This window comes from Microcella alkalica (assembly GCF_014137945.1).
GTDB lineage: Bacteria > Actinomycetota > Actinomycetes > Actinomycetales > Microbacteriaceae > Microcella > Microcella alkalica.
This window is the reverse complement of record NZ_JACGWX010000001.1, coordinates 211,020-223,764: the sequence shown is the minus strand read 5'-3', so window position 1 is coordinate 223,764 and position 12,745 is coordinate 211,020. Positions and strand designations below refer to the sequence as shown.

Annotated in this window: 13 protein-coding genes; 6 read left to right on the top strand and 7 right to left on the bottom strand. The window is 72.2% G+C overall.

Features of this window, described 5'->3' with window-relative positions; genetic code table 11:
• Window positions 1-36 precede the first annotated feature (36 nt).
• A complete protein-coding gene (locus tag FHX53_RS01070; RefSeq protein ID WP_182489383.1) occupies window positions 37-1,485 on the top strand; it encodes a dihydrolipoyl dehydrogenase family protein in 1,449 nt (482 codons plus the stop codon).
• 53 nt (window positions 1,486-1,538) lie between these two features.
• On the opposite strand, the gene FHX53_RS01065 is transcribed toward FHX53_RS01070, so the two are convergent.
• Entirely contained in the window at window positions 1,539-2,168 is a 630-nt protein-coding gene (locus tag FHX53_RS01065; RefSeq protein WP_182489381.1) for a CDP-alcohol phosphatidyltransferase family protein, read from the bottom strand.
• On the bottom strand, window positions 2,168-2,884 hold the full coding sequence (locus FHX53_RS01060) for a TVP38/TMEM64 family protein (RefSeq protein ID WP_182489379.1): 717 nt from the start codon (window positions 2,882-2,884) through the stop codon (window positions 2,168-2,170). The genes FHX53_RS01065 and FHX53_RS01060 overlap by 1 nt, the downstream gene beginning before the upstream one ends.
• A 161-nt stretch (window positions 2,885-3,045) precedes the next feature.
• On the opposite strand from FHX53_RS01060, the gene FHX53_RS01055 reads away from it, so the two are divergent.
• From FHX53_RS01055 to FHX53_RS01040, 4 genes are read left to right on the top strand one after another with little or no spacing between them, the layout of a single operon-like run.
• Complete coding sequence (locus tag FHX53_RS01055; protein WP_182489377.1) at window positions 3,046-4,293, top strand: ABC transporter substrate-binding protein; 1,248 nt, start codon at window positions 3,046-3,048, stop codon at window positions 4,291-4,293.
• A 14-nt stretch (window positions 4,294-4,307) separates the two neighbouring features.
• Window positions 4,308-5,207, top strand: coding sequence for an ABC transporter permease (locus tag FHX53_RS01050; RefSeq protein ID WP_246335374.1), 900 nt, complete (start codon window positions 4,308-4,310; stop codon window positions 5,205-5,207).
• A gap of 28 nt (window positions 5,208-5,235) precedes the next feature.
• Window positions 5,236-6,135, top strand: coding sequence for an ABC transporter permease (locus tag FHX53_RS01045; RefSeq protein ID WP_220476108.1), 900 nt, complete (start codon window positions 5,236-5,238; stop codon window positions 6,133-6,135).
• Window positions 6,132-7,226 (top strand): ABC transporter ATP-binding protein, encoded by a 1,095-nt coding sequence (locus FHX53_RS01040; protein ID WP_182489375.1) that lies wholly within the window; start codon window positions 6,132-6,134, stop codon window positions 7,224-7,226. The genes FHX53_RS01045 and FHX53_RS01040 overlap by 4 nt, the downstream gene beginning before the upstream one ends.
• Before the next feature lie 143 nt (window positions 7,227-7,369).
• Here the strand turns inward: FHX53_RS01040 and FHX53_RS01035 are convergent, their stop codons facing one another.
• From FHX53_RS01035 to FHX53_RS01015, 5 genes are all read right to left on the bottom strand, one after another.
• A complete protein-coding gene (locus FHX53_RS01035) occupies window positions 7,370-8,833 on the bottom strand; it encodes a radical SAM domain-containing protein (protein ID WP_182489373.1) in 1,464 nt (487 codons plus the stop codon).
• Window positions 8,834-8,941: 108 nt separating this feature from the next.
• Entirely contained in the window at window positions 8,942-9,655 is a 714-nt protein-coding gene (locus FHX53_RS01030) for a M23 family metallopeptidase (protein ID WP_182489371.1), read from the bottom strand.
• Between the two features lie 253 nt (window positions 9,656-9,908).
• Window positions 9,909-10,973, bottom strand: a complete 1,065-nt coding sequence (locus FHX53_RS01025; RefSeq protein WP_182490090.1) for a VIT1/CCC1 transporter family protein — start codon at window positions 10,971-10,973, stop codon at window positions 9,909-9,911.
• Between the two features lie 124 nt (window positions 10,974-11,097).
• Entirely contained in the window at window positions 11,098-11,610 is a 513-nt protein-coding gene (locus FHX53_RS01020) for a DUF427 domain-containing protein (protein WP_343050726.1), read from the bottom strand.
• A 1-nt stretch (window position 11,611) separates the two neighbouring features.
• The gene (locus FHX53_RS01015) at window positions 11,612-12,202 is read right to left on the bottom strand and encodes a hypothetical protein (RefSeq protein ID WP_182489367.1); all 591 of its coding nucleotides are present in this window, start codon (window positions 12,200-12,202) and stop codon (window positions 11,612-11,614) included.
• 283 nt (window positions 12,203-12,485) lie between these two features.
• On the opposite strand from FHX53_RS01015, the gene cspE reads away from it, so the two are divergent.
• The gene (cspE, locus tag FHX53_RS01010; RefSeq protein ID WP_055860048.1) at window positions 12,486-12,689 is read left to right on the top strand and encodes a transcription antiterminator/RNA stability regulator CspE; all 204 of its coding nucleotides are present in this window, start codon (window positions 12,486-12,488) and stop codon (window positions 12,687-12,689) included.
• Window positions 12,690-12,745: the final 56 nt, after the last annotated feature.

Genomic DNA, 12,745 nt, shown 5'->3' with positions numbered 1-12,745 from the left:
AGCATAACCCGCCCTCGCCCGAAGTAGCCTCGGGCCATGACCGCGCTCGCCGACCTGCCCGCCGACGTCGACCTCCTCGTGATCGGCGGCGGAACCGCCGGACTGGTCGCCGCGAAGACCGCCGCGGGCTTCGGCGCGACGGCCCTGCTGGTCGAGGCGCACCGCATGGGCGGCGACTGCCTCTGGACGGGGTGCGTGCCCTCGAAGTCGCTCATCGCCGCCGCGGAGGCCGCCCACTCGGCGGTCGATCCCCGCGCGCTCGGCGTCGCCACCGGGGCCGTCGACGTCGACTTCGCGGCCGTTCTCGCCCACGTGCACGGCGCGATCCACGAGATCGAGCCGGTCGACTCGGTCGAGGCCACGGAGGCCGCCGGGGCGCTCGTCGTCATGGGCCGCGCGCGCTTCACCGGCCCCCGCGCCGCCGAGATCGACGGTCGCGCGATCGCCTTCCGGCAGGCCGTGATCGCGACCGGCTCCTCCCCCGACGTGCCCGACCTCCCCGGGATCGAGGGCGTCGAGGTGCTCACGAGCGACTCGGTGTGGGAGCTGACCTCGCGCCCCGAGCGGCTCGTGGTCCTCGGCGGCGGCGCGATCGGGTGCGAGCTCGGGCAGGCGTTCGCGCGTCTCGGCGCGCAGGTGACCCTCGTGCAGCGGAACGCGCGCCTGCTGCCCAAGGAGGATCCGGACGCGAGCGCGATCGTGGCCGAGGCGCTCGTCGCCGACGGCGTCGACGTGCGGGTCGCGACGACGGTGGAGCGGGTCGAGGGGGCGGATGACCGCCTCTCGGGCATCCTGCACCTGTCGACAGGCGACCGCGTGCCCTTCGATCGCCTCCTCGTGGCGCTCGGACGCCGCCCCCGCACGGCCGGCCTCGGGCTCGACGCCGCCGGCGTGCGCACCGACGAGCGCGGCCACGTGACCGTCGACGAATCGCTGCGCACGAGCAACCGCCGCATCCTCGCCGCGGGCGACGTGAGCGGGCTGCCGCAGTTCACGCACACGGCGGGCGTCAACGGCAGCATCGCCGCGACGAACGCCATCCTCGGCCTGCGCCGACGCATCGATCGCGACGCCGTGCCCCGGGTGACCTTCACTCACCCCGAGGTCGGCGCAGTCGGGCTGCTGCCGTCCGAGGCGGAGGAGAACGGGTGCACCGTGAGCGAGGTGCGCCACCGCCACACCGATCGCGCGATCGCCGACGGCCGCACTTCAGGATTCACGCGGCTCGTCATCGACGGCCGCGGGCGCGTGCTCGGGGCGACGATCGTCGGGCCCCGCGCCGGCGAATCGCTCGGCGAGGCCTCCCTCGCCGTTCGCCAGGGCCTCCGCACGAGCGACATCGCGAGCACGACCCACGCCTACCCGACCTACAGCGACGCGCTGTGGAACGCGGCGGTGGCGGATGTCCGAGGCCGACTGCGCTCCGGCGCGCTCGCCCGCGCGATCGCCGTGCTCGCGCGCATCACCGCCTGGCGGATGCGCTAGCCCCGCTAGCCCCGAGCGCCCCGCGCGGTCGAGCGCACGAGCCCGCGCGCGGGTCAGCGCAGCGCGCGGTACCCGGCCACCATGCGCTGCACGGCGCTGATGCCGACGAAGACCGCCCACGCCGTGGCGAGCTGCCATGACCAGAACGGGAGGATGAGCCAGAGGCTGTGCACGACGATCGTCTCGGTGCCCTCGGCGAGCCGCCCGAGGAACGACAGCGAGCGCCCGTCGTCGAGCTGGCGCCCGGTGCGCTCGGCGATCGAGCTGAACGCGAGGAACGCCGCACCGTTGACGTAGTAGGCGAGCAGGACGGCAGCGAAGGGCTGCCACGGCGCGTCGAACGCCGCCGTCGCGCCGAGGGCGACTCCGAGCACGGTCGCGCCGTACACGAGGAAGTCGGCCGTGATGTCGAGGAATCCGCCTGCCTGGCTGTCGCCGGAGACCCGCCCGTCGGCCCGGCGCCGTCGCGCGAGCGCTCCGTCGAGGCCGTCGAGCACGCGCGATACGAGCCACAGCACGAGCGCGAGCGCCCAGAGCTGGGTGGCCGCGGCGACGGCGGAGGCGACACCGAGCGCGAGGCCGACGAGGGTGAGGCCGTCGGGCGTGATGCCGGGGCGGTCGAGCGCCGCGGCGAGGGCACCGACGGGCCGCTCGAGCAGGGCGCGGACGGGGCGGTCGAGCATCAGGCGCGCTCCTCGCGGGTGGCGCGACGGGCATCCATGCCGCCGCCGCGACCGCGCCACGCGACGACGGCGCCCGCGAGCGTGAGCGCGCCGAGCACGCCGAGCGCAGCCCATACTGGCCAGCCGAGCTCGAGGCCGAAGGCTCCGAGGGCGACGTAGGCGACCGTTCCCGGGATGATGCCGAGCGCCGTGCCGAGCGCGTAGTCGCGACGACGGACGGCTGTGAGACCCGCGGTGTAGTTGATCACCGTGAACGGAACGACGGGGACGAGGCGAGCGCCGAGGACGGCGAGCAGTCCGCGGCGGGCGAGAAGATCGTCGAGGCGGGCGACGCGAGCGCCGGTGAAGCGCTCCACGGCGTCGCGGCCGAGCGCGCGTCCGAGCGCGAAGGCGACCGCCGCGCCGAGCAGCGCGCCCAGGTAGACCCAGAGCAGCGCCGTCCAGAATCCGAAGGCGAGGCCGGCCGCGATCGAGAAGACGTTCTTCGGAGCCGGTGTGAGGGTCACGAGCGCGTAGGCGAGCGCCAGGGCGAAGCCGCCCCATGCGCCGAGCTCGGCGACTGCCTCTCTGATCTCGTCGACCGAGGGAAGCGGCACGAGCACCCCAACCGCGACGGCGACGGCGACGAATAACCCGAGAGCGACGGCGCGCACCACGACACCGCGGCGAGCGGGCCGGGCTCGACTCGCGGCGGGGAAGCCTGAGCGGGGTGTCATCGCGGTCAGTCTAGAGTCGGCCGTAGGCGACTACCCCGGCAACGGCATCACGGCCGCGGGGCCGATCATCGCTGCATCCACCGCACCACCACCCACCACCGCGTCACTCACGCAGACGACCCCGCCGCCGCGGTCGGGGTCCCGAGCCTCCTGGAGTTCCCATGCACCGCATCCCCCTGCGTCGAGGAGCCGTCGCCGGCGCCCTCGCGCTCGGCCTCGTCGCCTCGCTCGCCGCCTGCTCGGCCGAGCCCGCCGCCGGCAGCGACGACCAGCAGTACGACTCGTGGGAGGAGGTGCTGGAGGCCGCTGAGGGCCAGACCGTCAAGCTCTGGATGTACGGCGGCGACGAGCAGGGCAACGACTACGTCAACACCGTGCTCATCCCGGCCGCCGCCGAGCTCGGCGTCACGCTCGAGCAGGTCCCGATCGTCGACACGCCCGACGCCCTCAACCGCATCCTCAGCGAGGTGCAGGCCGGCGAGACCGACGGCGAGGTCGACCTCGTCTGGGTCAACGGCAACAACTTCGGCACCGGCAAGGAGGCCGGCGCGTGGGAGTGCGGCTGGACGGACCTGCTGCCCAACATGGAGCTCACCGACCCCGACGACCCGCTGCTCCTGGACGACTTCGGCACGCCCGTCGACGGCTGCGAGGCCCCCTGGCACAAGGCTCAGTTCACGTTCGTATACAACAGCGACACCGTGACCGACGTGCCGTCGAGCCTCGACGAGCTGCTCGACTGGGCGCGCGCGAACCCGGGCCGATTCACCTACCCGGCACCGCCGGACTTCACGGGCTCCGTCTTCGTGCGCGAGGTGCTCTACAGCGTCAACGGCGGCTACGAGAACGTTCCTCTCGCCTACAGCGAGGACGACTTCGCCGAGCTGACCCCGGCCCTCTTCGAGGAGCTGCAGGATCTCGGGCCGTTCCTCTGGCGCGAGGGCACGACCTACCCGCAGAACTCGAACGAGCTCAACGAGCTGTTCGCGAACGGCGAGGTCGACTTCACGATGACCTACGGCCCCGCGACGCTCACGCAGCTCGTCGCGGACGGCACCTACCCCGCAGGCACGAAGGTGCTGACGCTCGACGAGGGCACGGTCGGCAACGCGAGCTTCCTCGGTCTCGCCTCGACCTCCGGCAGCAAGGCCGGCGCGATGGTCGTCGCGAACCTGTCGCTCTCGCCCGAGCAGCAGGCGGCGAAGGCCGAGCCCGACGTGTGGGGCCAGTTCACGGTGCTCGACCTCGACCGCCTCGAGGCCGACGACCGCGCGCTGTTCGACGCGCTGCCCGAGTCGCCGGTCGTCCCGACGTACGACGTGCTGAGCGAGAACGCCAACCCCGAGCTCGCATCGGCGTGGGTGACGCCGATCGACGAGGAGTGGCGCCGACTCGTGCTCACGCAGTAGGCGAGCCGGGAAGAATGCTGCCGATCCCGGGGCCGGGCGCCGCGATCGCGCGCGCCCGGCCCCGGGCATCCGCCGCTCGTGACCGCTGGATGGCGCTCGCCTTCGTCGCGCCCGCCCTCCTGATCGCGGGGTTCGTCGTCGTCGGCGGCATCGGGATGTCCGTGATCCAGAGCGTCGGCCTGCTTCCGCTGGTCGGCGAGGCCGAATTCTCTCTCGACGCCTACGTCGCCAACGGCGACGAGCTGCTCACGGGCCTCGCGCTGTCCCTCGGCATCGCGACGGCGTCGACCGTGCTGTCGTGCGTCATCGGGCTCGCGGCGGCGATCATCATCACGCAGGGGCGCACGACGGGTCGCGTGGTCGCGGCGCTGAGCGCGCTGACGATCCCCATTCCGCACCTCGTGGGGGCGGCGTCGATCGGGTTGCTCATCGCCGACTCTGGGCTCATCCCGCGACTGTTCGGCATTCCGTCCGCGGTGTGGCCCGACCTCGTGGGCGGGCCGTGGTGGGTCGCGGTCGTCCTCGAGTACACGTGGAAGGAATCGGCGTTCGTCGCGCTCGTCGTCGCCGGCGTGCTCGCCACGCGCGTCGCCCGCTACGACGAGACCGCGGCCCTGCTCGGCGCATCCCGCGCCCGCCGCCTGCGGCACGTCGTCATCCCACTCGCGACGCCCGCGGTCATCGTCAGCGCGATCATCATCTTCGTCTACACGCTCGGCTCGTACGAGGTCGCCTGGCTGCTCGGCCGGCCGTACCCCGAGCCGCTTCCCGTGCTCGCCTTCCGGCTGTTCACCTCGATCACGCTCACCTCGCGGCCCGAAGCGGCCGCGGTCGCGGTCGTGACGACGCTCGTCTCGCTGCTCGTCGTCGCGATCGGCATGGCCATGCTGCGGCGCACGCCGCTGTGGAAGTGATCACCGTGGTGGTGAGCTGCCCGTGGCGATGATGATCCCGTACGGGCAGCGGATCACGCCCGATCCCCGCACGACGCGCTCGCGCGGACTCATGCGCCCGCGCCCGGTCGGGCGGATCGTGCGCATCGGCGTCGCGGCGCTGCTCGCGCTGTGGTTCGCGCTCCCGGTCGTGCCGCTGCTCATCTGGTCGGTCGCGAACCGGTGGTCCTTCCCCTCGCCGCTGCCGACCGAGTGGGGATTCGACGGGCTCGCCCAGGCCCTCGCTCAGGGCGGCGTACCGGCGTTCGGCCGGTCGATCCTGCTCGGGCTCGCTGTCGCGGCCATCGCGACGCCTCTCGGGGCCCTCGCGGCGCGCGCACTGACGTTCGGACGCGTGCCCGCGCCGCGGCTCGTGAGCGGCATCCTGCTGGCACCGCTCGCCCTCCCCGCCTTCGTCGCCGTGATGGGGCTCACGATCGTGCTGCTGCGGGCGCGCGTGCCGGCGACGATCGCGGTGCTCCTGCTGCTCGTCGCGGCCGCGCTGCCGTACACCGTCTACACGATGCGCGTCGCCTACGCCGCCCACGACATCGCCTTCGAGGAGGAGGCCCGCACGCTCGGCGCCTCGCGCGCTCACGTGCTCGCTCGCGTGCACCTGCCGCTCGTCGCCCCAGGGCTCGCGCGCGCCGCATTCCTCGCCTTCCTCGTCGGCTGGAGCGACTACGTCGTTACCGTCCTCGTCGGCGGCGGCACGCTCGTCACGCTGCCGCTGCTCGTGGGCGCGTTCGCGGCGGGAGTCGGCAACGACGCCGTCGTCGCGGTGCTCTCGGTGAGCGCGATCATCCCGCCCCTGCTGCTCCTGCTCGCCCTCGGCCGATTCGGCCGCCGCTACGCGGGCGGGCGCCTCGCCGCTCCGACGCCCAGCCGATCCCCGAAAGGCTCGCCATGAGCGCCTCCCTCGCCCTCGACGCCCTGACGAAGACCTTCGACGGGGCGGATCACGCCGCAGTCGACGCCGTCTCCTTCTCCGTCGCGCCCGGCGAGTGCCTCGCCATCCTCGGGCCGTCCGGCTCGGGCAAGTCGACCGTGCTGCGCTCGATCGCGGGGCTCGACGTTCCGAGCTCGGGCCGCATCCTCGTCGACGGAGCCGACGTCGCCGGCCTCGCCCCCGAGCGCCGCGGCATGGCGATGGTCTTCCAGCGGCCCCTGCTCTTCCCGCACCTGAGCGTGCTCGACAACGTCGCGTTCGCCGCGACCGTCGCCGGGCAGTCCAAGCGCGAGGCGCGGGCGGATGCGACCCAGTTCCTCGAGCTCGTGCAGCTCGCGGGCTTCGGGTCGCGCCCCGTCACCGCCCTCTCGGGCGGGCAGGAGCAGCGTGTCGCGCTCGCGCGGGCCCTCGCTGCCCGGCCCCGCGTGCTGCTGCTCGACGAGCCGTTCAGCGCCCTCGACCCGGAGCTGCGCTCCGACATGCACGCGCTGCTCGCGGCCATCCGCGCCCAGGTCGCCCCGACCGTCGTCATGGTCACGCACGACCGCGACGAGGCGGCGATCGTCGCCGATCGCGTCGCGCTGCTGAAGCGCGGGCGCCTGCTGCAGCACGATGTCGTCGAGCGGCTCTACACGCGGCCCGTGTCGCTAGACGTGTCGCGCCTCATGGGCGGGCGCATCGAGCTCGCCGGGGTCGTCCGCGACGGGGTGCACGAGTCCGCGATCGGCCGGGTCGCTGCTCCCGCGGGCGAGACGTGGGCCGATGGTGCGGGCGTGCTCGTCGTCCGGCAGGAGGCCGTCCAGGTGGCCGCGGCGGGAGCATCCGCCCCCGAGGGGTTCGTCGCGGTCGACGTCGTGGTCGCTGAACGACGCGCGCGCGGACCGCGGGCCGAGCTCGCGCTCGCGCTCACCGATCAGGCAGCGGATGCTCCGGCCGGGTCAGTCGACGGCCCCCGCTTGACCGCCGAGGTTCCTGCGAGCCGTCCGCTTGCGATCGGCGAGCGCGCGACGGCGCTCATCCCGCGGTCGGCCTGCACGGTCGTCGCAGGCTGACCCTGCTCCCCTCGCGAGTGCGCGGGTTTGTGGCGGGTGAGCCCGAACTTTTCCGAACACTCGCCACAAACCCGTGCATTCGTGCGGCGCCTCGGCGCTGCGGTGCGGGGCCGCGGGCGTCGCGCGGGGCAGCGACGAGCGACCTACCAGCGCGAGCCGTCGGAGACGAGCTCGTCGGCCTTGCCGTTCGAGATGCCCGTGCGGCGCTCGCTCTTCGGCTCGAGCGGAAGCAGCGTGCGCAGGCCGATGTTCTCGATCGGGTCGAGCACGGAGTGCTGAGCGCACGCCGGGACGAGCTCGCCCGTCTCCGGGTGGCTCATCGCGTACATGCATGCCCCGAGGCGCTCCTGGGTCTCCTTGAGCTTCGGGTCACCGGCGACGATGCCCTTCTTCATCATGTCCCACGCGGGCTTGACCTGCTCGGCGTCCATGAAGTTGTGCACGACGAAGGTCTTGAAGCTCACCTTGCCCGTGCGGGCGGCCCGGATGACCTGGCGCACGCCGCCGCCGCGCTTGACGATGCGGCTCATGAGTCCGATGAGCGGCGGGAGGTCCTGCGGGTGGCTGAGGATCGCTCGGATGACCTTCACGGTGAGCGCCCACCGCGGGATGTCGCCGAAGATCATGCCGCCGTAGTGCTTGAGGAAGCGGTCGCGGGCCGCGATGTCCTTCGGCTCGTCGGCATCGAGCACCGAAGCGAAGCGACCGTCGACCATGACGCCGACCGTGTGACGATTGCAGCGCGGGTCACCGAACTGCACGGCCTTATGCGGGAGCGTCTGCCCCGCGCCGGCTTCGATGCGATCCCACACCGCGTCGATCGTGACCTCTTCGAAGTTCTCCTTCCAGCGGCGGTCGTCGCCGATGAAGGCCGCAGGCTGGAACGACATCATGTCGTAGCGCATGCCGAGCACGTCGCGCGTCACCTGCTCGACCTCGTCGAGGTTGGTCGGCGTCACAGTCATGTTGTGCGCGAGGTACGACTTCACGCCCGTCTGCTTCTCGAGGTCGATGAACATGTCGACGAACTTCTCGCGGAACGGGTTGAGCTCGGCCTCGCTGCGGGGGCGGACGGCGCCGCGACGACCGCGCATGAGCGAGTCGAAGTGCGCGGCGAACGACACCTTCTGGAAAGCAGGCTTCCCGTCGTCGTCGAGCACGACATCCAGCAGGTAGTCGTAGTCGAAGTCGCCGTGCGTCATCGACATCGGCTCGCGGCCGACCGCGCGCATGGCCTTGAGCGTGTCGCGGTGCGCCTTGGGCGGCAGGAGGCTGACCTCGCCGCCGATGAGCTGGGCGTGCGCGCGCGGGCCGCGGACCTGCCGCAGCAGGGCCATCTGCTTGGTGACCTCGGTCACGGTGTGGTCGCCGTCGATGCGCACCTTGTTGGCGTCGGCCGAGTGGTAGCAGGGTGAGCACGTCAGGTTGCACTTCGGGAACACGCCATGCGTGCCCTCGCAGCCGACGGCGCACTTGCCGAGCAGCTGCTCGGGCGTCTTCGCGTGCTCGGGGAGCTCGGCCCAGCGCTTGTCGAGCGCGGCCTGCGTCTCGGGGTGGATGGGCCGCGTCTGCAGCTCGATCCGTCGGGCGAAAGCGGCGATCGACACTGGTTGTCTCCTCGGTGATCCGGTTGACGCGCGCCGCGGCATCGCGGCTGAGCGTCAGTCTAAGCACCTGAGATTCGGAGTCGACCGTACTTCGGTTCGGTCGTCGCCTCAGCGGGGCTCGGTGCGAACGTTCTCCGCAAGCCACGGCACCGGGTTGATCGGCGCCCCGCCCACGTGAATCTCGAAGTGCAGGTGGGGCCCCGTGCTCTGGCCGGTGGACCCCACCGCACCGATGAGCTGACCGACCTCGACCGTCTGATCGACGGAAACCGGGACCGAGCCGTCCTGCAGGTGGGCGGAGAGCGTGGTCACGGCCTGCCCATCGATGACGTGCTCGATCTCGACCCGGAGCCCGAAGGTGCCGTCGTAGCCGACCGCGGTGACGACGCCGTCGGCGATGCTGCCGACGGGCGTGCCTTCGCCCGGGGTCCAGTCGACGCCCTTGTGGTCGGTCGAGCATCCGGGGCAGGGGGCGATGCGGTGGCCGAAGCCGTCCGTCTGCTCCGCCCCGGGGCCGAGCGGGTAGACGACGGGGGGCGTCCACGTGACGGTGAAGTCCTCGCGCAGGGCTGGGGCGATCGGCGCGGCAGCGCTCACGGAATACGACTGCGGGCGCGGGAGTGCAGCGGTGCGCTGCTCCTCGTCGAGCGTCGAGCCGATGGCGGCGACGCCGTTGCCGGCGAGCACAGACGCGGCGGCGACCGCGACGGCGATCGCGAGCACCTGCTCGCGCAGGTGGACGGGATCGATCGCGCGAGCGGGGAGGAAGGGCGAGGGGCGCACGACGGCGCGCAGGCGGGAACGGTGGAACGAAGGGGGCATGGAGCGTGGGGCTTTTCTCGTGGCAGCGGCCGGAAGGTGGCGCTGATCGAATACGGGCTGTGCACGTCGTTGCGCATTCGCACCAGATCAGTTGAGCCGGCGGCAGGAGGTCATCGCACCGCACCCGGTCGATGTCATCGGACCGGGGATGCTCTCCCCTACGGCTGTCGGAGCCGCTATACCAGAGTGCGCGTGCGAACCTGGAGAACCCCTGGGAGCCGCGTGGCTAGCTGTGACCCGAAACCGGCCCTGATCAGGCGATAGTCGTTCCGAAGGCGAGGCCCAGAGCGTAGGTCGCGGCAGCGGCTCCGTAGCCGATCGCGAGTTGACGGAAAGCCCTCCGCCACGGCGAGGCGCCCGAGAGCACGCCCACGATCGTGCCGGTCACGAGCAGCGCGATGCCGACCAGAACCGCCGCAGTCACGACCGCCGCAAGCCCCGTGAGCCCCAGCAGGTAAGGGATGACGGGGATGATCGCGCCGCTGGCGAAGAAGCTGAAGCTCGACGCCGCTGCCCCCCACGCCGAGCCGATCTCCTCGTGGCCCTCGGCCGCGGCCCCGAGCTCGCGGAGCTCGGCGGCGCGCGCAGACGCTACGGCGGGATCGTACTCGGCGACGACCGCGCGCGCGTGATCGAGCGCCTCCTCCTCGGTCATCCCCCTCGCCCTATAGACGAGAGCGAGCTCGTTGGCATCGACGTCGAGGTGCGGCACAGCCGTGTGCGCATCGGGGTCGGGCGAGGATGCGGCGAGCAGCTCCCGCTGCGAGCGCACCGACACGTACTCCCCCGCTCCCATCGACAGGGCGCCCGCGAGAAGGCCCGCGATCCCGGTGAACAGCACGGTCGTCGCCGAGACGCCGGTCGCGCCGATCCCGAGCACGAGGGCGAGGTTCGAGACGAGCCCATCGTTCGCGCCGAACACCGCGGCCCGGAACGTGCCCGCCAGCCGCACGCGACCCCGCGCGGCGAGCCCGCGGACCACCTCCTGGTGGATCCGCTCGTCGGCGGCCATCGCGGGCGTCGCGTGCGCGTCCGACTCGTACGGCGAGCGGGACTCGGCTCGCTGCGCGAGGGCGAGAACGAAGACGCTTCCGAAGCGCCTGGCGAAGAAGCCCAGGATGCGCGTGCGGAGCGAGACGGCGGGAACGCGCGCCGCGTGCTCCCCCAGGAGCGACATCCAGTGCGCCTCATGACGGCCCTCGGCGTCGGCGAGGGCGAGCAGGATCGCGCGCTCCTCGCCCGTGCGCCGACGGGCGAGGTCGCGGTAGACGGCGGCCTCGGCGCGCTCGTCGGCGAGGTAGCGCCGCCAGCGCCGCATCTCGGCGCGGCTCGGCTCATCGGGGCGCGTCGCCTGGCTCACGCGGTCAGTGTGCCAGGGCGGATGCCCGGGCCGCAGTTCGGCCGCCCGAAACGATCAGCGGCCGCGCGTCACCCGCTCGCCGTCACCAGCCCCGGGTGCCCGCTGCGCCCTTGAAGGGGCCGACGACGTTGGCGGTGATCCAGCCGCCGTAGAAGTCTCCCTCCTGCGGCGTCACGACCTCGCCGTCGACCGTGCACCGATCCATGCGCCCGGGGTAGACGGAGACGCAGCCCGCGATCTGCTCGAAGCCCCTGCTCGGCTCGGGGTAGAACCAGGCCGCCCGCGGGGCGAGCCGGTCGCCGCCGAGCACGTCCGCGTAGGCCGCCCGACCCTTGAACTCGCAGAAGCTCGACCCGTCAGCTGAGCGCAACGCGCCGGGCGCGAAGTCATCAGGCGGCAGGTAATAGGCGGGCGGGTGGCTCGTCTCGAGCACCCGCATGGCGCGCGTCGTGTCGGCGATCACAGTGCCGCCGAGCTCGATCGTCACTCGCGCGGCCACGGGCTCGACGCGGGGCGGGCGCGGATAGTCCCACACCGACTCCTGGCCGGGGCCGGGCTCGATGCGTCCGGCCCGGGGGTCGCGCGCGCGGGGCACCTCAGAACCCGAAGTCGCCGAAGCCGCCGCCGTCGTCGAATCCGCCGGCATCGAAGAAGCCGCCGCCGTCGCCGCCGTCCATGCCCGCGTCGCCCGAGACCGCGTCACCGGCGCCGGCCTCGCCGGCATCGCCGTCGCCACCGCCGTCGGCCTCCGCTCCGCCGCCCTCCATCGGCGGGAGGAAGGCGCTGACGAGAGCGGAGGCCACCACGTAGCCCGCAACAGTTCCGAGAAGGGACGCGCCCATCATGCTGCCGAAGGAGGGCCCGGCGAACGAGCGCTCCATCGTGCCGGGCTGCCGCAGCTCGGAGCGGGTCGCCGCCTGCGCGAGCGTCGCCGGCTGGTCGTCGCGGGGCGCCTCGCCCTCGGGCGCGGACTCGGACAGCCGGTCGAACACCATGCGGCGCTGCTCCGGGGTGAGCTTCGCGAAGGCCTCCGCGTGAACGCGCTCGATCGCCTCCGGCGGCGCGGTCTCGAGCAGGTAGCGGTAGCGCTCGACGGCTCGCTCGTCGTCTCCGCGCGGGGCGCGGGGCGGCGGGGCGGCGTCGGGCTCGGGGGTGCGGCTGCCGAAGATTCGGTCGAAGAGGCTCATGGTTTCGTCTCCTGGATCGGGAGCAAGAGTGTCGGTCGCGCCCGACGCTATGCCGTTCTCCTCGCAGCGGGCTGTGTGCATCGTCGGTAACAACTCGGTGACGATGGTGCTGGATGCCGGGGTGTGCACTACTGTGAGCAGAGAAGTTGATACGCCTCGCTGCGCCGGGCGTCCTGGAACACCAAGCAGGTCGCTACTCCCCGATGGATACGGTTCACGAGTTGGTTCGACTGGTGGTTTCGACAGTCGAAACTCCGTGAAGTAGGAAACAAGGGAGTCAGAAATGACGACAGGCACCGTTAAGTGGTTCAACGCCGAAAAGGGCTTCGGATTCATCACCCCCGATGACGGAAGCGCCGACGTGTTCGCGCACTTCTCGGCCATCCAGAGCAACGGCTACCGTTCGCTCGATGAGAACCAGAAGGTCGAGTTCGACGTGGCCCAGGGCCCCAAGGGCCTCCAGGCCGAGAACATCCGCCCGCTCTAGTCCTCACCGACTGAAGCGCTTCGCGTGAGAGATCGCGCGAACCTCACGACAGCCGC